This window comes from Novosphingobium gossypii, from assembly GCF_050433305.1.
GTDB lineage: Bacteria > Pseudomonadota > Alphaproteobacteria > Sphingomonadales > Sphingomonadaceae > Novosphingobium > Novosphingobium gossypii.
On record NZ_JBNPXM010000001.1, the window covers coordinates 324,695 to 348,176 of the forward strand.

The following is a 23,482-nucleotide window of genomic DNA, read 5'->3' on the forward strand; positions in this document are numbered from 1 at the left end:
CTTCGTTCAGGATACTGCGACTTCGCTGTGAACCATCCATTTCCACATGCGGGAGCCATTGGCGTAAGTGTCTGCGGAGCTGTCGTGGATGCAGGTGCGGGGGCCGGTCGTCGGACCACCGCCACTGCCTGACGGAGCCCTGAGACCAAACTCCGCGAAACCCGGGGCGGGGGAAGCGATGGTGAACTGGACAGTGCTGCCGGACACAGTCACACCAGAAACGGCGATCGGATTTCCAGAAGTGTCGCGGTAGCTGATGCCGTAATTCCCGGGGTCCGATACGACAGTGGTGTCGATGACAAGATCTCCGACGCCTCCTGCGGTGGCGACAGTGACAACGGTGCCTGAGCGAGAAGCCGATGCTGGGTAGAGCGGCAGGAATGCACCATCCCAAGTTCCGCCATTTGCGATCGCCACCAGCGCTCGACCAATCTCCTCTCCGTGCTGGGCGTAACCCGCGCCGGTCAGGTGTCGAATGTCAGAATAGGGCAGGTGATACTTCGGGCCTGCAAGGAAGAAGAGCGCCGGGAACTCAAGGGCCACCTGCAACTGCGCGAGCGGCACTCCGGTGGTGGCGTCCGCGTAGCTCGTCCAACTTGATACTTGGCTGATAACCATCGGCAAAATGAGTGTCGGCTCATTTCGGATGGCGCGAGCATCCGTTTGGTAGTCATTTTGCCAGGTAATGAGCCACGCGCGGTAGGTTGCCTTGCTGGCTGTCCTGTCCGTTTCTCCATGAACGCAAACCGTGGCTCGGAGCTTGACAGGAACTCGGGCCAAGACCCCAAGGAATTGGGCCTGCATTATGCCGCGAAGGCTTCGATTGTATGGTGCAGTGTCTTTTTTCAGGGAGCCGTAAGCTGCGCCGCCGATGGCGAAAGACGACATGAGCGCGGCCTTGGTGGCGCCAAGAGCAAGGCGCAAACGGTTCCCGGCCCGAGGCCAGAGGCCGCGATCCTGTCCGCCAGACTGCAGTTGAACCATCGGGCCGAACGCGGTGCTGGTCGCGCTCGCGCTATTTGAGATGGCGTTCACTCCGCTGGCGAACATCATCAGATGGCTTGTCGTGTCGATTATCCCGTCCGGATCGGGCGTGCCGCCGTTTTCTCCACGTCCGAGCGACTGGCCTATGCCCAAGATGTGGCTGATCTCCACCACTCCTGACGCCACCGGAGCCGGTGCGAGAGGGAGTTCGACCGTCTGGATGGACGATACGCCAGCCAACGTCTTCGCCCAGCGAACGAGGGTTCCCGCGGCGTTCAGCTGGGTTCCTGCGTTATCGCCTTCATTATACGAGAGCCTCGCGATGCCCGCAGTGCTTGTGAGGGCTGCGTCCCGTGTGGGGTATGCGCCAATATCATGCGCGATAAATGGAGGAACGGCTGAGGGCTGCGAAGATGCGGCGCCCAAGATCGTGCCGTATCCATTCTGGTCCGTTATCGCTGCACCAGAGCCAAACGTGAAGGCCGGTGCATAGCTTAGTCCGGCTCCGGCTGCTGGTCCACCGCCGGGGGGGGACACGAGGAACCCCAACCCATTCCGGTCTACGACGGCCAGCCCGCCGCCGAACGTGAACGCGGGTGCTCTAGCTTCAATAACAAGGGCTTTTGTGTCCGCAGCTGCGTTCGTGGCAATGGTAGCAGCCGCTTGTGCCTGACCCACAAGCGGACCAACTACAGCCGCCGCCTCAGATCCGGCGTTTTCGCCCGCCTCGCGCGCCTGATCGCGATACTGGCGGGCTAATGCGACATCAACGTTCTCGTAGATCGTCGGTGGATTCCTCCGCCCGTCTATGATGACCACGCCCATCAGTCGCCGATCCCCGGGTGGAGGGTAAAGGTCCCGAAGCAGACGGCGCGTTGCGGCGCGCTGACGGGCGTCATCAGCAGGTCGTAGTAAAGCTCGAGCGGAGCCGTCACGTCAGCGCCCCACGCCAAGCCCTCGAAGGTCGCTTCATTGATCTGGGGGCGGATGATCGTCGCGCTTCCGACCTCACCGGTGACGGGGTGGGTGAACGGGTTCTCGAACGTCGCGGACACACCCTCGGCGCCGGCGGCAGCATTGGTGAGCGTCTTGAGCGCGGCGCTACCCGGCGCGGCGGCAAGCGTCAGCACGAATGCGGTGCCGCTATAGTCGGGGCCGAAAAGGATGACGTCGGCGTCGCCCACGGCACCGCCCCACTGTACGTGCCTGCTGTAATGATCGATCGGGTAGTTGAACGCTGCCATGGTCGCCCCTTCAGACGGTCTGGTTCCAGTTGATCGACGAGAACGCGGCTTGCTTCGCCGCCGGCGTCGTCGCCGCCTTGATTGTCTGCACGGCCTTCCATTCGATCGCGGAGAGCCGTGCCAGCTCCGCATCGGACGCAGCCTTGCTGGCCCGGTAGCGGGCGAGGACAGCCGAGAGCGTCTCGCCTGTGATCGTCCGTTCGGCGTGGGCCATCGGGTACTGTGCCGCTGCGTTCGTGACGCTCAGGGCGTTGAGCACGGCGGCGGTCAGGGTGGCGGAAGCTGCGGCTTCCTTGCCCTTCTGCACGTACTCCTGGGCTTTGGCGTTGCCGGCCGAGAAGGTCTGCATCTTGCGCCGTTCCGCTTCTCGCTTCACCGATCCGGCCAGCCGGGTATCTATGATGGTGAGGTCGACCCCAATTGTCAGGGACGTCCAGTTCACCAAGGCGGTCGCAGGGTCGAAATCGTCGGCGACCTCGACCACCTTGCAGCCTGTGACGTCGGTGTGCGTCAGCACTTCTGCGCTGACCACCTGCAGGGTGCGCAGATCTGGCCGCAGGATCAGCTTCCTCATGCCGCGCCCGCCCACTGGGCCGCCATCTGACCTTCGAACCCGAAGAAGGTGGCCCCGACTCGACGCATCATTAGGCGAACGGCCACTGCCTGCGATGTCGTCAATCCCAGCGCGGACCCGGAGCTGCCGGCGCTGCCCTCGTACGACCCAGTGTCGGCACCACCGACTGCGGCTTCGGCGGTGAACGTCCCTGGCAAAGTGACCCAGCTGCTGCCGCCGCTCAGACTGACCTCGAAGTAGCCGTCGACACTCAGGCTACCGCCGCCGGACTTGGAAAACGATCCGTTAGCGTCGGCGGTGACCTGGCCGTTGGGGCCCATCTGCAGTGTGACGCGTGCGACCTCTCCGAAGGTTGTAGCGCCGGGCGTGACGATGCCGGCGCGACCGGTCACGAACGGAGCCCCGTCCTTGGCTTTGGTGTACGGTACCCGCAGCACCGTTCCAGCACCGCCGAAGCTGAACTGGATCTCGACCCACCCCGTATCTGCCGACATGCCTGATACGGTGAAGACGCCGCCGCCTGTATGCGTCACGCCGGTGAGGCCGGACGAGGTCACCGCCCCCAAGGCGTCTAGGGTCACATCTACCTCGCCCAGGAAGCACTTCACGGTGAAGCCCGGCACGCCGTTCTTCGGCGTGCCGTTGTAGGTCGAGGCCACAGTCACGGCGGCGGGCAGGGCGGAGGCGTTCATGGCCGACTGCCCGGCGATAGCCTTGGCGATGGAGTAGACGCGATCGAAGGTGATCGTGTCCTTGGTGGCGCGCAAGGTCGCGGTTCCGGTGTTCGCCGACATGCCGGTCACCTCGTAGACGCCGGTCGCGGGATCGATACTGACGTCGACCCCGGTCTCGCTTTCGACGGAGAAGGTGAAGCCCGAGACGGGCGCACCGTCCGCGCCGGTTACACGGTAGACGCCCCCGGCACCGGCGAAGCTGGGCACGGTCCCGTCCGAGGTGGCCGCAACGGTGTGGCTTTCGTTCGACAGCTGGGCGTAGTAGCTGGCGGCGATGGGGCCGCTCATGAAGGCCCACACCGCCGGGTTCGTGCCCGGGGTCACGCCTGCCTGCGGATTGGTCGAGACGTATTCCCACTTCGAGCCGTCGGGCATCGAGACGATGTTGCCCTCGCGGTAGGTCGTCGCCGGATCGTAGGCCCCGCGGTCGATCAGCTCGGCGGAGGTTGCGATCTCGTCGAAGCTGTGGACGCGCCAGGAGCGCGCCGCCGCCATGACCGTCTTCTTGTACGGGACGCTCACCGCCTCTTCGGTTGCGGCACCGCACAGCGGCTCGCGGCGGCCACCGGTGTGGAGGACAAGGGCAACGTCCTGCGCGATGGCGGTCCGCATCGGCAGCAGCACGCCCGTGTTCGAAATCACGACCTGCCAGTTGCAGGGCAGGATGAGCCGGCGTGCCGCTTCAAGGAAGCTGACCTGTTCGGTGACCATGACGTCGCTGGCCGTCGCGCCCTCTGCGTCGAGGGCATCCAGCCGGGTACGCGACACCAGCGCAGAATCTACGCCGCACAGTTTCGCCAGGAGCTTGACGATCGCCCCGGCGCCGACCGGGGCCGCTGTACCGACGACATGGCCGCGGATGTCGCCGGTGATGACGCCCGCCGCCGGCGCGCCGAGGCGGATCAGACCCTGCGCCAAGCAGGTCGCCCAGTGGCCGGGCGCGATGGTGGCAGCGACCAGCGCGGCATAGTTGGGGTAGTCGGCACTGGCGGCCGGGAAAGCGCTGGCCCGCTCGAACAGCGTCTCGACCGCCTCGATAGGGCCATACGCGCTAAACTGGTAGACCGAGTCGACGGCGTTGATCAGGACGGGTTCGACATTGCGCGGGCGGCCCAGCGCAAGCGGCTTGACCTTGTCCTTCAGATCGGCGCCGCCCTCAATGCCGGTGGTACCTGCATAGGTGGCGCCAAGGACGTCAACGTCGAACGGCTCGGTGTCGATCGACGCCGTGATCTTCATCGCCGGGTACTCGGTCCCGGCGTAGCTCGTCACCCGCCCCTTGAAGCGCGTCTTCCATGGCGCCGGGGCACCGACCCGCCCCACGGCAACTTCGACAAGGGCGCCCTGCCAGACCGCGTTGATAACGGCAGGATGGGCCTTGCGCGCCTGTTCGAGGTCGAAGGTGAAGTCTGCCTTGCCTGCCTCGGTGCCTTGCTCGAAGTCCCCGTTCCAGAACTGCATGCCGATCGCGGGTGCCTGCGTGATGCAAGGCTCCCAAGCCGTGCCGCCCAGAGCTGTGACACGGCGGTCGGCGACCGAGCACAGGTTTATCGTGGCGCGTCTGTCCGATCCGCTCAGGAGCGGGCGCAGGGTCACCAAGCAGGCGAGCATCAGTAGGAACCGGGGAAGAAGAGGCGCTGGAAGGCGGTGCTGGAACCCTTCGAGCCGGTCGACGCGATCTGTCCGAGCAACGAGATGATCGTCCCTTGATTGTCGTTGAGCGCCGTGAACTGGGATTGCAGCATGTCGGTTTGGCTCTGGATGGACTTGTTCACGGCCCCGGTGTTGTCGAACGGGCTGTCGCGGTTCTCATTGATGCTGACCACGCTCGTTTCAGCATCGATTCGGGTTTTCGTGAGATCGATCACCTGGTTGAGGCGGTCGAAGTATTCCTGCTGTGAGCCGTACAGATCGCGCTCGATCCCAAGGAGGGTCTGCGCGGCATTGGTGTAGTCGTCATAGGCGGTGGAATCACCAGCCTTCACCCGCGCCGAGAGGGCGTCATACTCGGTCAGCGCCGCAGTACGGCGATCGCGCAGCGACAGGCCGTTGTCGCCGGTGGTGAGATCGGACAGGAGCGACTTGAGCGACCCTACCAGCGTTTCCGTCTGCTCCTTGATGATCTCGTTGCGCTTGAGGCCGTACAGTTCTTCGAGCTGCGCCATTTCCTCCGCCGACGCGCTGCCCGCCTTGCCGAGGTCGATGAGCTTCTCGAACTCCTTGTCGAGATCGTCGAGCGCTGCGCCGAGCGGGTCTTTGTATCTCTTCAGCTCCTTGAACGCGCTCTCCCAGTCGAGAGCATCCTGAAGGGCGGCGTCGAGGTCGTCGCCCGCTTGGAGAAGGCGCTGGGTCGATGCGCGAATGCCCGTGATGACGCCGCGGTCGATGGCGTACTCCATCGCCGCACGGATTGCTTCTTCCTGGCTGTCGTAGGTCTGGCGGCCCGCCTTGTTGCCCGGCGTCGGATCGAAGGTGTACTTGTCCTTCCGCATCCCCAGCGAACCGAGATTGAGCCGGGTGTTGAGGCCGCCTCCCAGCTGGTCCGCTATCGCGTCGAGCGCGGTACCCAAACCGTCGGCGGCTTTGCCCGCGGCGTCGCGGCGCGATCCAGAGTTCCCCACGAGCGAATAGGACGCATCACCTCCTGCGCTCAGGTAGATGTTGTCGGCATAGCCTTTCTTGGTCTTTTTGAAGAGGCCGCCCAGAATACCGCCGGCTATGGAGCCGATGATCTCCCCGCCGGGGATGGGGATGAAGCTGCCGATGGCGCCGCCGATCTGCGCGCCGGTCGTGCTGGTCTTCAGGCCCAGAGACTTCATGATGCCGGAAGCCATGGTCCCGGTGGAGGCGCCCTTCATGGCTCCGCCCAGTGCAGCCGAGACGCCGCCCGATGCACCGCCGAATATGTCGGTCCCGTCGACAATGCCTTTCAGGCCACCGAGAATACCGCCGGTGGTCCCACCTGTCAGCTTCCCTGCGATCACGCCCTGCAACACGCCCCCAAGCATTGATCCAAGCTTGGTGCCGAGCAGATCCTTCATCACTTCCGTGATGGGGGCGGCGGTTGCTCCGCCGATCTCATAAGCCAGATCCATGACAGACCTGCGCGAGATTTCAGTCGGCTTGCGGGCAGTGACGATGATGTCGCCACCTTCGGTTCCGGCGGCCGACATCGCTCCCGGGGGGTTGAGGCCACCGTGCCAGCCTACGGACTGCCCAGAGAAGAGCGAGGCAACAGCGCGCTGAAACGCCGGATCAGCAGAGCTGGTCGTGACTAGGCCGTTGTCGTTGGTCGCTGTGATGCCGCCCGAGAACTTCTTCACCGCTTCGGTGGCTACGCTCAACTCATCCGCGAATCGCTTGCTTTCGCGTCCAAGCGGCGACTGGCCGCGCAGCTCGTCCTCGATCTGCTGGAACATGTCGCCGAACAGGCCGTCGAACAGGCGCTTGCCTTGCAGGTCCTTCAGGCTTTGCCCGACGTCCTTGAAGAAGTTCGAAGAGCGACCGGAGAGGAGGGCTGTCAGGCTGTCACGCGCTTGGTCGAGCACGTCGAGCTGGGCTTCGAAAAGCGCGCGCTGACGTTCCAGTTCGCGGGTCCGGCGCTGTTCCTCTTGAACGACGGCCCGGACCGCATCCTTCTGATCGTTGGTGAGGTCGCCGATCTGATCCTCGAGGCGGAAGATCTCCTGCAGAGCCGCCGCCTCGTCCTGCCGCCCAGTGGCAAGCGCTGACTGGATCTGCAAGCGACGCTGCGAATCCTCGGTCATGCGCTTGAACGGAATGACCAGAGCCTGCTCGACGGTGTCCTTCGCCGCGCGCGCATCCTCAATCATCTGCTTGAAGCCGGGGGGCTGACGCTTCTCGAGGTCGGCTATGACGTCGTCGAGCTGGCGCGTGGCCTGATCAGCTTGTGAGATCAGGCGCGGCTGCTCACCGAACCGCTCGTTGATCCGGGCGATGCTCTCGGCGCTGCGCTGGCCGAACTGCTCGAGCTGCTCCTGCGCACGCGCCAGCTGCTCTGCTTCGCGCACCGCCTTGTCCGCGCCCTTGGTGCTCCACTCGATGTGGAAGTGGCCGTCTTCCTTGAGCAGCTTGGTCAAGCGAACGCCGGCGTCGGCGTAGGCCTTCTTGATCAAGGCCTCCGAAACACCGTTGCCGAAGGCGATGTCGAGGGCATTGCCGCGCTCGTGTGCGCTGGTGCCCGGCACGGCGACAGGGTTCGTCGGCGTGCGGACGGTGTCGTAGAGACGCTGTTGCTCGGCACGGCTGCGCAGGCCGCTGGTCACGCGGAAGCCGGCGGTTGCGGCGATCGACTTCGCAGCGTCGAGGTTGATCTCGCGCCCGAACTGCTTTGTGACCTGATCCCCTTGGCGCTTCGCTTCCTGCGCAGCTTTGATCGCGGCGTCGCGGGTTTCCCGAAGTTCCGTAAGCCGCTTGCGATACTGCTGTTCGCTAAGAGAGCCGGAACCCAGCGGGTCGTCATCGAGATCAAGCTTGAGCGACTGCTCGCGCTGCCTGTTGAGGTCAGCCACGGCATTATTGTACGCGATGGTCGCAGCAGCTCCGGCGTCCATCGCTGCAGTGACCCTCTGCTGAGACAAGGCAATGTCGGCATTCGATGCCGCTTGGCGAGCGCTTTCGAGCGCACGTCTGTCGGCGGCGTCGTCTGTCTGAAGTTGCTTTAGGCGGTTCGCCTTCCAGAAATCGCCGGCATCCAGCGTGAGAGATTCGGTGATGGTGCGCGTCGAAGCATCGGCGCGCAGTTTGTCCATCTCCTTGCGCCGTTCCGCGATCCGAGCTTCGATCTTGGCTACTGCGTCGTTTGCGGTTGCTGCTTGCTGATTGAGGTAACTTCCCTGCTCCGCGATGGCGGATTTGGTGGCATCAGCCAGCTGCTGCATCGCATCGGCGGTGCTCTTGGCGCTCATGCCGAGCACATCGATGCTGCGCGAGAAGTCGTAGGTCTTGGTCGTGGCCTCTTCGGCCTTGTCCCCTGCGTTGAGGAACTCGTAGGCCAGAGTGCCCAGCGCGCCGACAGCGAGGCCGACCGCCAAGCCCCACGGGCCAGACAGGAACGTGGCGAAACGTCCGATCCGGTCGTAGGTCTTGTTCGTGCTGCCTTCCAGACCGGACAGGGCAAACGCCAGCTGGGGCAGCTGCTGCGCCGCCGCGACAGCCGCGCTCTGGCCCGAGTAGACCTGAATGGCGAAGTCCTGCATCTGCTGACCGCTCTGCAGCATCGCCTGGTTGAAGCGTCGGCTCGATACGGTGGTCAGCTGGTGCGCTTCGTTGAGCCGAAACAGGGCTTGATAGCCCTCGCTCAGGTTCTGGCGCGCGAATTCCTGAGCCTGCCCATATTCACGGGCCCCGATAGCGCCCTGCTGGAACAGCCGCTCGGCGCGATCCATCTCAGCGTCGAACCGCTGCTGCACTGCCAGCGCCGGGTCCATGGCTAGCCGGAGGGAATTCGCTTCCTGCGCCAGCGCTTCCTGTGCCCGTTCCGCTTCGATGAAGGCCTGTGCGCTGTCCCGCGCGCTCTTCGTGGTATGGTCAAAGGCGAGGGCGGTGTTCGCGTGGGTGGCCTGAAGGAGGCGGTTGCTCTCCACCAGCCCAAGCTCGGCGCGGCGGAGTTCGTCCAGAGCTTCGCGCTCTGCCAGTGCGGAGTAGCCGGCGCCGCCGCTGGTCGCGCTACGGTCGTAGCCGAAGGAGGATGCATAGCCGCTCTGGACCGACCGTGCCGTGACCTCTTGCTGAGCAGCGCGGGCGGCTTCGGCGTACTGCTCGCGCTGGGAATGCGCCAGTCGGCCCGTTGCGCTGGCGGCGGCGTCCAGCGCGCCCTGCAGCCGAGTGTAAGTTGTGATCTGGGCGTCAGCGACAGACAATGCCCGAGTGGCCTCGTCCCGCTGCGTTGCAAGCGCCTTGAGGTATTCGCGGGTGCGGACAGAAGTGTCTTCGGTCTCTCGTGCGAGCTTTGTCGCGACGCTGGCCACTTCGTCTAAGGCATCGCGGTAGAGACGGATGTCGGCCGCCTGCTGGCGCATGTCACCCAAGCCGAGGTCTAGCTTGCCCGCCTGCGAACCGATCCGGCCGAGTGATCCAGTGACGGAGGTTTCGACTTCGCTGAACGCATTCTTGAGGCGGCGTTGCGCCATCTCGCTGGCATGGGCGACACGACTTTCGAACTTGTCGAAAACACCGTTCTCTTCATAGCGCAGCGCGATGTAGGCGGGCAGCTGCGTCGGCGCATTCGATGCCATGTCAGCGCTGCTCCTTTGCGAGGTTGGTTGCGAAAGTCTCCGGCAGCTGGGCGCGGAGGGAGGTGAGGAGTTCGGTCACATTCACGCGCGCGGCGCGGGAGGTGTGGGGAATGCCGATGAAGGCCACGACCATATCCTTCTGGACCTGACCCTTGCGGGGCATTCCCTTCTTGGTGAGCGACTTGGCGCTGCGCTTGCGGCCGGAGAGGTCGACGCCGACGTTGCGCACGATCAGGAGCGGGTAGCCGTTGACCGACCGGATCAGGACGAGCGGGCCGATCTTGCTGTCGAACCCGCGCTCGCGCCACAGGGCCGGGGTCATGCGTTGCCCCTGACCCTTTAAATTGCTCCCGGCGAGGCGGCGGATCTGGTCGGTAGGAATCCAGAGCCACCGCCCGCGCCGGGGCATGATGTCGGCGCCATCGGTGTAGGAGGCGATCGCGCCCAGTGTGCGCTCCGCGCGCGACCGGATGAAGAACTGAGCTGACACCGAGAAGCGCTCGCCGCCGTACCGCTTCACCTCGTCCTCACCGCGCGCATCAATGGCGTTGCCGAGGCGGCCAAGACTTGCGGAGGCGAAGCGGTCGCGGATGGCGGCCTTACCGCGCCTCGCCAGCTGATCGACGGTACGCACCGCGGCGCGCTCGAAGGTCTGGATGGCGTGGCGGCGATAGTCGGCGACCATGCCGCGCGAGGGCGTGCGAAAGTCAGCCGTGAACACAGCTTTTCAAATCCGTTGCTCCAAAAAGAAAAGGGGCCTCTCAGCCCCTCATTGCGATCTCTCAGTACCCCCAGGATTACGGGCGGTGCATCATTCCGAGACCGGCATTACAAAACATCAAGTTGACTCGAGCGCCATTCGGCTGTTCCAAATCGGCGGATGTCATCCAGTGATAAAGAATATGGCTACATCGCTTACATCGATGAAGCTGGTGACCCCGGGCTTAAACGCGTTCGTCCGATAGACGAAAACGGCGCAAGCGAGTGGCTGGTCTTGAGCGCAGTTGTCATGCAGGCGAAGCGCGAACCGCATGTTTTGGGTTGGACCGAGAATATTATCTCCAACCTCGGAGTGCGCCAGCGTCGAGACCTTCACTACCGAACACTCTCGCCGACACGCAAAATCGCGGCCGGAGAGCAGATAGCGGCGCTGCCAATACGCGCGTTTGTGATCTGCTCCAATAAGAAAAACATGCGGGGGTATCAGAATGCGAGAGCATCCAAAATTCCATCGCAACAATGGTACTACAACTTCTGTATACGACTACTGCTTGAAAGGGTGACAGCTTTCTGTGCTGCACGAACAGAGAAAGATCATGGCAAGCATACTTTGATCAAGATAGAGTTCTCTGAGCGCGGCGGGATAAGATATAGCCAAACTGCAGCATACCAGTATTATCTGGGTCAGCAGCAGCAAGGCGGCCAGATATATCTCAAAAAACGTGAGCCAGTGATGTCGATGCTGGATTGGGACTTGATGGCTGCTTTCCCTCATCAGGAACGCGCCGGTCTTCAATTGGCGGATTATGTCGCAAGCGCGTTCTATCAGGCGATCGATTGTGGTGGGCCCGGCGTCTGGGACCTAAATCCCGCCAAGACGTTGTTTCCTATCCTGCCGAAGGAAGCCGGAATGCACCGCGACTTTGGCGTTGCGCTTTTTCCCACCCCAGCATGGCGAGCAAACCTAACCGATGATCAGAAGAAGATTTTCGAATTCTATGGGTATGATTTCGCTAGGTGGTAGGCCCCTGGCACCCGAACCTTGCATGCTTTCAGGATACCATCCTTAGGGCAACCGTCATGCAAGATGCCGCTTGTTCTTTCCTCAAGCGGCGAGGCTTATCCAGCGTTGCCTACCGACGCTGACACTATCGGCCTGCTGTGGATAAGTCAAGAAGACGCCAAGGATTCCAGAAGCTTAAGGCTAAGTCCTTGGAATTGAATCCTTTCGATATTCGCAGGGAAGCAATGGCTCCTAAGATTTCCTGCTGAGAGTAGGATCGAAGTCGTGGAGGCCGAGCGCGATCGCGTCGAACGCTTCGATGAGGATCATGGGCTGGTCGAGGTAGGCGCGGCCATCCGGCCACACCCGCCCGGCCATTCCCATGTCACAGCGCCGGTACATCGCGATCAGCGACCACTCTGCTTGGCTGACGAGCGCGCGGGGGTTTTCCGTGAACGTGCCGACCCCGTCAACTTCCCATTCTTTTCGCCCGTGCCAGTCTTCGAAGTATCCGGGGTCGCTTCGGATGGCACAGGCGAGTCGGAGTTTCCCTCCGATGCCTTGTCGAGGAAGAGGCGCTTCATGCACTCGATGCTCAGTTCCTGCGAGGGGCGCAGGGCTGAGCCGGGGGCATGCTTCGCCCCGTACTTGTCCAGGCGATCCGCGACGTTCAGCAGGCAATCGAAAGTGAGATAGCGACCGCGCTTGATGACGGCGGTGTCGAGGTTGTCGAAGCTGACAACGATAGCCGAGTTGATGGCGTGGTGGAGCTTGCGCTGGTACTCGTTGTTGTCGGCCTGCATCAGGCGGTAGGGCCGCCAGTCCCGTGCGATCTGCTCGAGCACCTCGCTGACGACGTCCTGGTCCTCGTAGACCAGCGGATCGCGTTCGGCCACCGGCACGTCCTTGTTCTCGGCTTCGTATGCGTCGACGGCGTCCCACCAACCCTTTACCTGAGGTTGCCAGAGGTCAAAGTCTTCGGGGCCGAGCAGTTCGCGCATGCCGCGCAGGATCTCCGCGCGCATGGTCTCGCTCGCGTAGGTCACGGCGCCTTCCTCGTCCATGACGCGGCGCTGCTGCTCCTTCTCGCGCGGGGTTCCCCAGCGCAGGAAGAAGGTCGGGGGATTGGTGAGGTGTTCCAGCGAGGCGGGCACGAACGGCTCTGCCTCACCGGCTTCAAGCGGGTAAGTGGTCATGGGGTGGCGACCTTGATTGGGGTGGCTGGTGGCCCCTCAGGGCCGGGGGATCAGGCCAGGTAGGGGAAGTTGATGCAGACGTTGCGGCTGAACACGTCCACCCACATGTCACCCTGCTCGGTGACGAAGTCCTGACCCAGGTTGGGCGACTGGTAGTTGAACCGGGCATCCGGGACCACGATCTGGGCCATCTTGCCGCCGGTGTAGCCCCACTGGGCAAAGACCGGCTGCTGGGTTTGCGCGTCGGCCATCGCCAACGTGTCGAACTGCGCCTTGAGATAGGCCTGACGGTCCATGTTGATGGTCGTCCGACTCTCCACCAGTTCGCCTGGGCCGGAGCCATCGGTGTAGTTCGGATCGGGCGGGTAGGCGGTGCGCAGCCCGAAGTCGATCGTCAGGCTGGAACCGCCCACGGCCTTGCCGGCGACCCAGAACTTGCCGTCCTTGAACAGCGGGACGGCGCCCAGCGCGGGGACGGTCGGGGTTGGCTGATCGACGTAGGCACTGATCGTCGCGGTGAAGCTGACTTCGAACATGGGCTGCGAGGCGCTGTCGCGGGTGCTGACCGGCACGTTCCAGCGCAGGCCAGACACGGCGAAGTCGACGAGGTCGTAGCGGATGCCATCGATCCACAGGCTGGTCGACAGGAACGGTGCGTCCGCCTCAGTCATGTCGCGCTGGAAGGAGAGCTGCTTCGGCACCTGATAGTTGGCGGCGGGCGCCGCCGGCAGCACCTCCATCAGCTCGGCGCTCTTCGCTGCGCCGGCGTAGCGGCGCACTGCGGTGACGCGGTCATAGGGGGTGGCGGCAATGTCGGAGAGGACTAGCGCCATGCCCTTGTAGAGGTCGTCGGACGATCCGGCCCCCGCGCCGAGCACGGCGTGGGTGTTGTCCGATCCGACGCCCAGGGCGGCGGGGGCGGCGGGGATGGCGGCGGTGGTCCGCACCTCGGAGAACTTCGCGGCCTTGAGGAAGCGGCCCGGGATATAGCCGTCGGCGGCGGGAACGTCGGCACCGCCCGGCGGGCGTAGGTAGATGTTGAACGATCCTGAGACGGTCTTGCCGGCTACGTCATCGCCGTTCTTGTGGATGGTGCCGGTGTACTCGGCATTCTGCACTGTCACGCCTGCGATCGAAAACTGCAGGTTCGAGATGGCGATCATGTCGGTGAGGGCGCTGGGCGCGCTGAATACGCCCTGCGCCGCCTGCATCTTGACCGCAAGCGCGGTCTTATTGGTCTTGCGAGCCATGATGGTCCTTCCTTGTTGGCGTCAGTCGCCGTCGGCGCCGTCGGGCGCGGCGGGTTCAGTGGTTGTGCTCTCGGCGGTAGGCGGGGGCGGCGGTGCCTGTTCGATGCCGGTGGCACCCATCAGCTTGCTGACGCGACCGGCCTCGATGGCGGCGATGATCTCCGGGATGGTGGCATCCTCGGCGTGGGATACGCCTTCGTCCTTGGCGATCCGGGCGAGCTGGTCGCGCTTCTTGCCGGTGAGGCCGGCGCCTTCGTCGATGGTTTCACCGCGACCGGCGGCGACGGCCTTGGCAGCGGCCAGGACCGGATCGTCGCCCGCTTCGAGGGCGTCATGCAGCACATTGAACTCGACCGGAGCCGAGGGGAGGGAGGGCAGGCGGGACATGGGTGTCTCCTTGCGGTTCAGAGAAGGTCCCCGCCGACGCCGATGATCGTGAAGTGATCCCGCCGGGGGGTGTAGAAGGCGCAGACGCCTTGGAGGCTGCTGCCCCCGATGCTCTTGCCGTTGTCCATAGGGGGAGCGACGTCGCGCTCGTCGAAGTCTTCGAGCCGCCCGCCCAGCGTCGGGTCGGTGCCGATGGCGGCAAGGATGAAGGCTACCTTCTCCATCGCGGCCCGGCTGACCTGTCCGGCGCGGGCGCTGGTTTCGAGGTAGTCGAAGTTGACGACCATCCGGTGGCGCGATTGTCCCTGGCTGTAGTCGTTCTGGAACGTCCAGTTCTCAACCGAGATGACGATGCAGGCCAGCTCCGTGTCGGCGTCCAGGCCATCGTCAGGGTCGCGTTCCGTGTAGACCGGCGTTCCCGAAAGATCGGGGAAGGCGCGCAGGAGCGCGGCGAAGGCATCCACGATCTTGGACTGGGCGGTGGGCAGCGGCTCAGGCATTGCTGTTCACGTCCTTCAGCTCGAACATCCAGCTGGTGCCCATCCTGTCGCGGCGGACGTTGATCGGGTGGAAGGTGCGGGCTGTCACCTTGGGAAGCTGCAGGCGGACGCCCCTGCCGGGCTTGGCAGGAACGTCGACCATCAGGACCGAAACGGTGACGTCCTGGGCGATCACTTGGCCGCCATCGAACGGCAGCTCTCCATCGACGTAGTTCACGTCGGCGGAGAGTGTGCCGTATGCCGGTTCGCCGGCAGGCCGATAGCGGATGGTGTCGCCCAGGGCGTCGGTAGTGATGCGGTCGAGGATACGGTCCATATCCTCGAGGCGGGGCAGGGGCATCAGGCCGGGGGTGCGTCGTCTTCGCTGCCGCCGGCGCGAGCAGCTTCGATGCTCTCGACGATCTGCGCGTTGGTGGCGCCGTCGGCGATCGGCACGCCTTCGTCCTTGGCGATCGCGAGCAGCTCGGCCTTGTTCTTGCCGGTGAGGACCGGCGGGTCCTGCGGCAAGCTACCACCCGGATTGCCGTCACCGTCCGGATCGAGCTTCGACAGCTTCTCGTCCGCCGCATTGAGTTCGGTGATCAGCTCGTCTCGCTCGGTTTCAAGTTCGGTCACCCTCGCGCGCAGCGTGGCCAGATCGGCGTTCTCCGCTTCCAGGACGAGAATGCGTTCGCGGAGGTCGGCGAGTTCCGAATCGTCCTCCTCTTCACCTTCGGTGTTCAGCCGGAGGAAGCGCTCCTCTGGATCTTCGACGATGCCCTCATCGACGAGGCCGGCGACACGGCTGCTGTCGATTTCCTGATCGCCCGGCTTCAACACCACCATGCTGGTGCCATCGTGAAACACCTTCTGACGAAGAACGGTGACTTCGATTTTGTCAGCCATGCCGCCCTCCTCAGACTTCAGCTTCGAGGACGAGGTCCGGACGAGCGTTCACGAACAGCGGGTAAGCGTAGATCTCCGGCTGCACCCACTGCTTCTTGGCGCTCTGGTCGCGCTCGAGCACGGGATAGTAGCGACGACCCAGCTGGTTGAGCGTCTCTTCCATCTCGTTGCAGGGGCCCATGATGTGCTGGAACATGCCTGGCACGCGGTACGGGAAGATCTTCGCCTTGTTCGAAGGGATGCCGATCTGGTTGGCCGCATCCGGGTTGGTGCCGCGATAGTGGAACCACAGGACGCCACCGAAATTGAACGTTTCCCAGGTCTGGTCATTCAGACGATCCTGAGCGGCGGCCTGGCCCTCGTAGATCTTCTCAATCGCGGGATGGCCGGTGAGCTTGTACCAGAAGTCGTCGCCGCAAACCGCGCGGATAGCGGGCTTGCCGATGGTGTTGGTCGACAGGCCCTGCGAGAGCGGGATGACGATGGAAGCGCCGATAATCGCGCGCAACTCGCCGATGGTTTTGGTGTCATCGTCCAAGCCGAGGTCAATCGTCGCGGGGCGGGCGATGCTGAACTCGGTGTAGTAGTCGACGATGGTTGAGCCATCCTTGTCCCGGACCACGCCATCGAGCGCACCGAGGCGCATATTTTCCTCGGTCATCTCGACGTCGCCGATCAGGTCTTCCTGAATCTCGCGGATGCGTGCTGCGACAAGATCTTCGTCCGTCTCATCCTCGAACGGCACCAGATTGGCGAATTCGTGGATGAAGAGCTGGTCGCCCTCGGCAATGCGGGGGATGCCGATGGGACGGTAGTTCTTCGTCGGGCGCGAGCGCATCTCGATCGGTGCGCCGCGCAGCGTGGTCTGGATAACGCCGTTGGTGCGGTTGGTCTGACCGATGTAGACGGTATCCGTGCCAACGCTGCGGGGCTCGAAGCCGATGATGCTGTCGAGGCCCTGGGGGATGTAGGTCCGCTTGTCGATCCCGCGGATCATGGACGCTGCGGTGAAGGCGTCGCCGCCGAAGACCGCCATAGTGATAGGCATGGTAGTTTCCTTTCGGAGGAGGCTGGATCAGCCGGCGTGCTGCGGGAGGACCTTCATGCCCTTGAGGCGGAGAGCAGCGTTGACCGCCTTCTTCGCCGCGTCGGTCATGCCGGCCTTATAGGTGAGGTCGTTGCCGTTGATGGTCGCCGGGCCGTTCACGGTCGCCACAGCCTTGCGGTCAGCGGCGGTGGCATCGACACGGCTGAACAGAATCACGGCGTTCGCCGGAATCTCGGCTCCGTTCGCAAGGGCGGTGTCGTGGACCACGTACTTGCTCGAAGCCGTGATCTTGGCAAGGACAGTGCCGGGGTAGAGAACTCCCGCGCCAGAAGCGACGACGATTTCCTCGTTGATGATGTTGAGGGCTGCGCTCTCGCCGAGGTAGCAGCCATCTCGGCGGTTTTCGTAGTTCAGTACAGCCATGACTTATGCTCCCTTCCTGCGGGCTTCGACCTTGGCCGCCGCGCGATCCCAGACAGCATCGGCCGCCGCCCGACCGGTTTTCCAGTCCTTGGGCTTCTGATCGGTGCCGAGGTCGGCGTTGGTGCGGTTCATGTTCTCGTTCATCTGCTCGCGCGCCGCTTCTTCGGCGGCGGCAGTGACGGCGGCCTGATCCACGGGCTGGGCGGCGGGCAGGTCAGCGAGAACGGTGGTAATCTGCTCGGCACTCATGTCGGTGCCGAGATACTTGGCGGCCTTGGCCTCGCGACCGGCGAAATGCTCGGAGGCGAAAACCGCATTCATGCGGTCGGTGGCGGCCTTGCGACCGGCAGCTTCGCCGGCCTGATAGGCTTCCGTCTGCTCGACGGGGGTGTCGGTGGTCATGTCCGGTTCCTCTTCAGGGTCGGGGCTGGTGGTCGGCTCCGCTTCAGGCTCGGCCGGTGGGGCAGGAAAATCTTCGGTCCCGCGTACGTCCTGCGTGTTCGCCGCGGGCAAACCAGCGGTGAGCCGCTGGCTGAAGTTGTCGAAACGGCGGCTCATGCGGCGCGCCTCCTCTCTTGCTTGATGCGGTCCACCTCGTCTTCCAGGCGGGTCCATGCCTGGCGTTCGGTCAGCACCTCATCCATCAGGCCAAGGCGCACGCCTTCCTCGCCTTCGAACCAGTCGGCCTCAGTCGCGAGCACGTCGTCCACTGGAATGTCGCGGCCCATCGCCACGAGATTGGCGAACGTGATCCGCGTTGCGTCGACAGCGCCTTGGAATTTCTCCATCGTGGCGTCGTCCAGATCCTCGTACTGGTTGCCGCGGTACTTGCGCTCGCCACTCCGAATCACGGTGACGTTGATGCCGTTCTCTTCGAGGGCGCCGGCGAGGCTGGTGTGCACCATGACGCAGCCGATGCTGCCCACGGTGGCATCGCGGGGGCCGAAGATCTTGTCGCACACCGATGCGATTGCATAGGCGGCGCTGCATGCCATCTCGTTGACCCAGGCATAGGCCGGCTTGCCGCCCATGCTCTGGGTATGCATTGCCAAGAATTCTACGAACTGCATCAGCCCGGCGACAGAGCCGCCAGGGCTATCAATCTCGACCCAGATGCCGAGGACGTCGCTGTCCTCGAATGCCGCTTCGAACTGCCTCTGCAGCATGTTGTAGCCGCAGAAGCCGGACATCGCGTCCAGCCAGCCCGCCTTTTGGACCAGCGTGCCCTCGATCGTGATGACTGCGATGTTGCCGTCCATCCGATAAGGCTTCGAGCCGTCGGGCGAATAGGTCGCGTCGCGCGCCAGCGCGTCCTTCCGAGCGAAATCGGCTCGGTCGAGCATCTCCTTCGCTTCGAGGGTGACGCCATCGATCGTCTTCATTTCGACGATGCCAAGGCGCTGCTGCAGCGCGCAGACCAGCACCTCGGCTTTGTGCGGATGGATTGCGAGCGGGCGGTTGAGGAGCTGTCCCGCGATGTTCGGGAAGCCTTGGGGGCGGGGAGGCCTCATTCTTCGGGTTCCGTTTCAGTGGGGGCGAGCGGCGATGACGCGGTCGGTGGCACTGCGGCTTGCGGCCCGATCATGTCTTCGAGTCCGAAGCCTTCGATCAGCGCCTTGTCGCGGGCGCGGCCCATGAGGATATCGCGGGCATCGCGCCCCTGCTCACCAGCTTCGATCGAGAGGTTTGTCCGGCCGGCGGCGAGATCGAGGTCCGACGCATCCGACTCTTTCTTCCGGTCGATGCTGCCCCGGCCAGGGCCGAGCCATTCGCTCATTGTCAGCTCAGCGCGGTACCGGAAGAAGCCGAGAGGACCGCCGGGCGCTTTGACCTTGCCGATGGCAACCGCCTCTTGAAGCCATGCCGCGTAGACAAGCGCCGGCATGGACTGCGTGAAGTTCCAGCGGTCGTCGAGCAGGCCGCGCCAGATCTCGTTCAACAGAGTGCGCGCTGAGGAGTAGTTCACGTCCTCCCAGTTCTGCGCGAGCTGCTGATGGGATAGGCCGAAGTCGCTGGCGACAGAACGCAGGCCCTCGGCGCGGAAGTCGGCGTAATGGGAAGGCGGCCCTTCGACGGTCGCCCAGCCGATTTCTTCGTTCGGAAAGAGGGCCGTGAAGCCGACGCCCTCTATGTAGAGGGGCTCTTCCTCACGATAATCGAACCACTTATCGACGAACTGCTCGCCGCCTTCATTGCCCGTTGGGGCCTGCCCCATCCCTTGCCGAACTTCATCGGTCGACGCTGTCGTGCGGACGTACGGGGCGCGAGTTGCACGAAGAAGGGCACCCTCAAGCTCCGCATCATCGTACTTGTCGAGCATGCGGATTTTGCGCATCGACGCGACCAAGCGCGATACGCCTCTCCGCTGCTGAGCGCGGTTCCGCTTGAACGCATGAATGACACGAGGGCGACCGTCCCGGTCCTCACGCTCGATGCGATCCGTCTCCTTGACGGATTTGCGATAGGTCAGCGAGTCGGGATGCTGGACCCGAATGTGGTAGGCGACCACTACACCGTCGGTATCGATCTCGACCCCGCCTACGACCTGGTTGCCGTTGGGCAGAACGGTTTCGTCCTGCACGCTATCTGGATTCTGCAACCTGTCCGGGTCGATGAGGCGGATGCAGGTCTGGTAAGCGCTGCCGCGGTCGCGCATTTCCACGTAGGCCAGCGCTTCGCCGTCGACCCACCAGTGGCGATACGCCGTTTCCATCATCTGCCCGAATGTCTGAGCGCGCTCAGCATCGCACAGGCGGCGAGTGTCTCGGTCCCAGACTCGGAACTGGGACTCCACATTGAGCGCCCAGGCCGAGGCCCACTGCCAGTCTCGGCCCATCGCTTCGAAGTCAGGCATTGCCTGCAGACGAAGGCGAGATCCAACAACCGCCTCAGCGCGCCGGTCCAAGCCGCCGCTGATGACCGGGTTGTTCCGAACAAGGTCTCGAGCTCGCGCAACGATCGTATCGCGCGAGCCAAGGGCCTCACGGTCTGCCCCGCCGATCCGGGGGTCCCACGACTTCATCTGGCGGTGACCGCGGATGCCAGCGTCGTAGGCGCGAGTGCCGCCTATGCGCAGGCGATCATCGACGAACGCCCCCTTCGCCGGAGCTTGAGCTTCGGCGGTTGCTTTGCCGTCGCCAAACTGGCGACGGTAATGATCAGGACGCATTACCCGAAAGAGACGCCGATGAAGCGGCGCCGGGGTCGCGCGCCGGAAGCTGCACTCTCGATGTCCGCGATCTGCCCGCTCAGATCAGTGATATAGCCGTCGAGGTCGCCCTTGTTGGCTTCTGAGAATTTCAGGCGCTTGCCGTCGCGCCAGACTTCAACGACGCGCGTACCCATAGCCAGCGCATGACGAGCTTCCTCGGCCTCGGCGAGCCGGGTCTTCAGGGTTGCAAGATCAGCCATTGGTCCTCGGTTTGCGATTCAAGCGCCGGTGGCGGTCGAAGATGGTTTCGGGATGCGTCGGCGCTGCCTGGTCGTCTCGCCCGCCGTTTTCTGGATCACCCCCTTTCGGCTCGGGTGAAACGGGCGTGGCCCAGGGCGGCAGCTTGCCCTCGGACCACTTGATGTCTGCGCGGTCGGGCTTGAGCAGCAGCCGTCCGCATTCGGTGTAGGCGAGCAAGTCGATGGTCTCCTGCGCGCCGTTGCGCACATACTTCCCCTCGATCTTGGGCTCGCGGAAAAGCTCGTCGTATCCCGCCTGCGGGAAGTTCGAGGCGAAGTAGATCTGGCCCGGGGAGCCATCGTCGATCAGCAGCACGCCGGTGCCCTCATCGTTGCCGAAGAGGTCGTCCTTCAGGCCATCCACGCCTGCGATGTGCAGCGGCACGGGCGGTTCGATCTTCCTGCCATCGTCATCCACGCTCAGCCAGGTCGGCTTGAGGCCGAGGTGCGGGCGGTTGCCCCCCATGCCCTTGATGGGCCGAACCCTGTTCCAGGAACCCCACCGCCGGTTCGCCATCCGGCTTGCGTATTCGTACGCCTTCGCAGTCGAGTTGCCGTCGCCGCTGTCGATCAGCAACACCGCTACCGGCATCGCGTACCCGGGCCTGCTCTGCATCGGCAGCTTCCGGTCGATCACGGCGTCGAGGACGTGCCAGTCATCCTGCACGTTCACCAGATCGATGTCGCGCATGATGCCGTCATCGTGGCGCCGCTGCCGGATCGTGTACCGGTCGATCAGCCATGACCGGCCGTGCAGGTCCCAGCCGCGGAGTAGGACGTCGACCTTGCGGTGGCCGGGGTCCGCGGCGGCGGTGATGAAGCGGACCCCATCGGGCACGGTGCCCATGATGAAGTCGACCAGCTGACGATCGTCATCCCCCTTCGCGGGCTTGGCCAAGGCTTCGGTCCGGCGCCGCAACGATGCCGCATCGATGCCCTTCAGGTCAGCCTCGCTCTCGAAGGCTTCACCGAACGTCCGGACCAGCACCTGCTTGAGCTTGTCGTTCTTCCCGGTGCGCTCCTTATGCTCGAGCGCGCCTTCCAGCTGCTGGGCGAGGCTGGACAGCGGGACCTGTCCCGACATCAGGACGTGGACCCAGAAGCCCCAGGTCTCATTGTCTTCGACGTCGCCGAGGATGCCGGCTTCGAGGTCGAGCACCTGGCCCTTGTGCATGTAGCAGCCCTCGTCGATCATCTGGCCGCGTTCCAGCTCGCCCAGCGCGCAGCCATTGGGGCAGGCGATCGATGCCGTTCGCCGTGCCAGCGCGAGGCGCTGATCGATCGGCGTTCCCTCAGGGGCCTTGGTGTAGTCGAGCCGGAAGCGCGGTACGTCCGGCCAGTGCTTGGTCGGGTAGGGCGAACCATGAACCCCGCAGCTGGGGCAGCGGAACACGAAGATACCCTGCGTCGACAGGATCCAGGCCGCTGCGATCCCGCCCGACCAGCCGACGTCCGGGTGGGCGCAAGCGTAGATCTTGCGGTCGGTGCCCAGATCGCTTTGACGCTGGCGACCCTGCTCGAGGAAGTTCGAGCGCCAGGCCTTTCCGTAGCTGTCGGGCTCGTCGAACACGATGTAACCGGCCTGGCGGTTGGTCGTGGTCGTCTTCGACATGACCATCAGCTCGAAGGTCTGCGATCCGACCCGCTTGAGCGTCTTGGTGTTGCCGTCGGTGCCGGGCTTCGGCAGGCGTCCAGCGAAATGATCCTCCATGATCGGCCGCAGGACACGGTCGGCGTAGGAGGTGACTTCGTTCGGGCCGGCCAGGTACCACATGACGTCCCAGGACGGGCCGTTGTCGAGGCACTTGGCCGCGAAGTTCTCCGCGATCATGGTCCCGCCGATGCGCGAGGGTTTCGGGACGACGATCTCGCGGACGTTCGGGTTGTCGTGGGCCTCCGCGATGGGAAGCAGCGCCTTGGACCGGGTCGGCGACCAATCGGTCCGGGTGCCGTCAGGCTTGCGGACTACCCGCCGGTTGGTCGACCATTCGATGGTGGTCAGGGTGTCCCGGGGCTTGAGCAGCTCCACCGCGCCGGCGGCGATATCCCAGGGCGTCTCGCAGAACTCATTGGCCGCTAGCAGTCGTGCCTGCTCAGCCAACTCCCGCCTGCTATAGACCCGCACCTCGTCGCTGCTCCTCGATAAACTTTGCAGCAGCCCCATGGACCTGTGTCGCCACGCTGCGCAGGTAGTCGTCCACCGCGGCCCTCACATGCGGCGGCAGGTTGCCGTTGGGATCCACCCGGGTTCGCACACCGAGGATCGCAGCGGTGACGGTCTGGTTGTAGCCTTCGATGAAGGACATCATTTCGCCCTTGGGCGTGTACTCGCGTTGCCGCTCGCGGGCGGCGACGACGGACAGGGTCATGTCGACCATCTGCTTCGTCTCGGCGAAGGTGGCCGCGTCTTCGTCTTCCGGCAGGCTCACGCCCACAGCCCTGCGGATCGCCTGGTTCTTCTTCGCCTGCTTCTCGGTCCGTGCGGTGAAGTGTGCAATCAGCAGGTCGATGGCCCGGAGAGGTTTGAACTCCCAAGGCACACCGTTCCCGCCGCGCTTTACCGCGCCCTTGCTCTCAAGGGCGGGTGTTGCATCGACCCAGTCACGGAGGGTGGGCCAGCCCAGGCCGAGCAGTTCGGCCATGGGCTTGGCGTCGAGGATGGTTCCCCGGCGCAACTCCTCCGCTTTCGGCCGCGCGCGGCGCAGTCGATCGAGCTTTATCCGGTCGCCTTGAGCGGGACGGGCCATTCAAGAAACCGCGGAAATCAGGGGGTTTTCGGGAAGCATCGAAGTGCGTGTCGGGCCTTGACCCACTTCTTCTGACCGTG

At 64.1% G+C, this 23,482-nt stretch carries 22 protein-coding genes; 1 reads left to right on the top strand and 21 read right to left on the bottom strand.

The window, feature by feature from the left end; translation table 11 throughout:
- Positions 1-6: 6 nt before the first annotated feature.
- The 6 genes from GGR40_RS01760 to GGR40_RS01785 are packed head-to-tail and all read right to left on the bottom strand — an operon-like array spanning position 7 to position 10,478.
- Positions 7-1,809, bottom strand: coding sequence for a hypothetical protein (locus GGR40_RS01760; RefSeq protein ID WP_429274475.1), 1,803 nt, complete (start codon positions 1,807-1,809; stop codon positions 7-9).
- Positions 1,809-2,228 carry a hypothetical protein gene (locus GGR40_RS01765; RefSeq protein ID WP_429274476.1) on the bottom strand — a complete coding sequence of 140 codons (420 nt, stop codon included), beginning with the start codon at positions 2,226-2,228 and terminating at the stop codon, positions 1,809-1,811. The genes GGR40_RS01760 and GGR40_RS01765 overlap by 1 nt, the downstream gene beginning before the upstream one ends.
- 10 nt (positions 2,229-2,238) lie before the next feature.
- The gene (locus GGR40_RS01770; RefSeq protein ID WP_429274477.1) at positions 2,239-2,802 is read right to left on the bottom strand and encodes a hypothetical protein; all 564 of its coding nucleotides are present in this window, start codon (positions 2,800-2,802) and stop codon (positions 2,239-2,241) included.
- The gene (locus GGR40_RS01775) at positions 2,799-5,147 is read right to left on the bottom strand and encodes a hypothetical protein (RefSeq protein WP_429274478.1); all 2,349 of its coding nucleotides are present in this window, start codon (positions 5,145-5,147) and stop codon (positions 2,799-2,801) included. Before GGR40_RS01775 ends, GGR40_RS01770 begins: the two co-directional genes overlap by 4 nt.
- Positions 5,147-9,793, bottom strand: coding sequence for a phage tail length tape measure family protein (locus GGR40_RS01780; RefSeq protein WP_429274479.1), 4,647 nt, complete (start codon positions 9,791-9,793; stop codon positions 5,147-5,149). Before GGR40_RS01780 ends, GGR40_RS01775 begins: the two co-directional genes overlap by 1 nt.
- 1 nt (position 9,794) lies before the next feature.
- Positions 9,795-10,478 (bottom strand): hypothetical protein, encoded by a 684-nt coding sequence (locus GGR40_RS01785; RefSeq protein WP_429274480.1) that lies wholly within the window; start codon positions 10,476-10,478, stop codon positions 9,795-9,797.
- A 195-nt stretch (positions 10,479-10,673) separates the two neighbouring features.
- On the opposite strand from GGR40_RS01785, the gene GGR40_RS01790 reads away from it, so the two are divergent.
- Positions 10,674-11,537 carry a DUF3800 domain-containing protein gene (locus tag GGR40_RS01790; RefSeq protein WP_429274481.1) on the top strand — a complete coding sequence of 288 codons (864 nt, stop codon included), beginning with the start codon at positions 10,674-10,676 and terminating at the stop codon, positions 11,535-11,537.
- A 231-nt stretch (positions 11,538-11,768) separates the two neighbouring features.
- On the opposite strand, the gene GGR40_RS01795 is transcribed toward GGR40_RS01790, so the two are convergent.
- Genes GGR40_RS01795 through GGR40_RS01865 form a run of 15 tightly spaced genes read right to left on the bottom strand, consistent with a single transcriptional unit; the run spans position 11,769 to position 23,402 of the window.
- Positions 11,769-11,894, bottom strand: coding sequence for a hypothetical protein (locus tag GGR40_RS01795; protein ID WP_429274482.1), 126 nt, complete (start codon positions 11,892-11,894; stop codon positions 11,769-11,771).
- 29 nt (positions 11,895-11,923) lie between these two features.
- The gene (locus tag GGR40_RS01800; RefSeq protein ID WP_429274483.1) at positions 11,924-12,712 is read right to left on the bottom strand and encodes a hypothetical protein; all 789 of its coding nucleotides are present in this window, start codon (positions 12,710-12,712) and stop codon (positions 11,924-11,926) included.
- Positions 12,713-12,762: 50 nt separating this feature from the next.
- Positions 12,763-13,962 (bottom strand): hypothetical protein, encoded by a 1,200-nt coding sequence (locus GGR40_RS01805; protein WP_429274484.1) that lies wholly within the window; start codon positions 13,960-13,962, stop codon positions 12,763-12,765.
- Positions 13,963-13,983: 21 nt separating this feature from the next.
- A complete protein-coding gene (locus tag GGR40_RS01810) occupies positions 13,984-14,349 on the bottom strand; it encodes a hypothetical protein (protein WP_429274485.1) in 366 nt (121 codons plus the stop codon).
- 17 nt (positions 14,350-14,366) lie between these two features.
- A complete protein-coding gene (locus GGR40_RS01815; protein WP_429274486.1) occupies positions 14,367-14,849 on the bottom strand; it encodes a hypothetical protein in 483 nt (160 codons plus the stop codon).
- Complete coding sequence (locus tag GGR40_RS01820; protein ID WP_429274487.1) at positions 14,842-15,189, bottom strand: hypothetical protein; 348 nt, start codon at positions 15,187-15,189, stop codon at positions 14,842-14,844. Before GGR40_RS01820 ends, GGR40_RS01815 begins: the two co-directional genes overlap by 8 nt.
- Positions 15,189-15,734, bottom strand: a complete 546-nt coding sequence (locus GGR40_RS01825; RefSeq protein WP_429274488.1) for a hypothetical protein — start codon at positions 15,732-15,734, stop codon at positions 15,189-15,191. Before GGR40_RS01825 ends, GGR40_RS01820 begins: the two co-directional genes overlap by 1 nt.
- A 10-nt stretch (positions 15,735-15,744) precedes the next feature.
- Positions 15,745-16,782 (bottom strand): major capsid protein, encoded by a 1,038-nt coding sequence (locus tag GGR40_RS01830; RefSeq protein WP_429274489.1) that lies wholly within the window; start codon positions 16,780-16,782, stop codon positions 15,745-15,747.
- 27 nt (positions 16,783-16,809) lie between these two features.
- A complete protein-coding gene (locus GGR40_RS01835) occupies positions 16,810-17,205 on the bottom strand; it encodes a head decoration protein (protein WP_429274490.1) in 396 nt (131 codons plus the stop codon).
- A 3-nt stretch (positions 17,206-17,208) separates the two neighbouring features.
- Positions 17,209-17,763 (bottom strand): hypothetical protein, encoded by a 555-nt coding sequence (locus GGR40_RS01840; protein WP_429274491.1) that lies wholly within the window; start codon positions 17,761-17,763, stop codon positions 17,209-17,211.
- The gene (locus tag GGR40_RS01845; RefSeq protein WP_429274492.1) at positions 17,760-18,716 is read right to left on the bottom strand and encodes a S49 family peptidase; all 957 of its coding nucleotides are present in this window, start codon (positions 18,714-18,716) and stop codon (positions 17,760-17,762) included. The genes GGR40_RS01840 and GGR40_RS01845 overlap by 4 nt, the downstream gene beginning before the upstream one ends.
- Positions 18,713-20,374, bottom strand: a complete 1,662-nt coding sequence (locus GGR40_RS01850; protein ID WP_429274493.1) for a phage portal protein — start codon at positions 20,372-20,374, stop codon at positions 18,713-18,715. The genes GGR40_RS01845 and GGR40_RS01850 overlap by 4 nt, the downstream gene beginning before the upstream one ends.
- The gene (gene gpW / locus GGR40_RS01855) at positions 20,374-20,616 is read right to left on the bottom strand and encodes a gpW family head-tail joining protein (RefSeq protein ID WP_429274494.1); all 243 of its coding nucleotides are present in this window, start codon (positions 20,614-20,616) and stop codon (positions 20,374-20,376) included. Before gpW ends, GGR40_RS01850 begins: the two co-directional genes overlap by 1 nt.
- Positions 20,609-22,819, bottom strand: a complete 2,211-nt coding sequence (locus GGR40_RS01860) for a terminase gpA endonuclease subunit (protein ID WP_429274495.1) — start codon at positions 22,817-22,819, stop codon at positions 20,609-20,611. The genes gpW and GGR40_RS01860 overlap by 8 nt, the downstream gene beginning before the upstream one ends.
- The gene (locus GGR40_RS01865) at positions 22,767-23,402 is read right to left on the bottom strand and encodes a hypothetical protein (protein WP_429274496.1); all 636 of its coding nucleotides are present in this window, start codon (positions 23,400-23,402) and stop codon (positions 22,767-22,769) included. The genes GGR40_RS01860 and GGR40_RS01865 overlap by 53 nt, the downstream gene beginning before the upstream one ends.
- Positions 23,403-23,482: the final 80 nt, after the last annotated feature.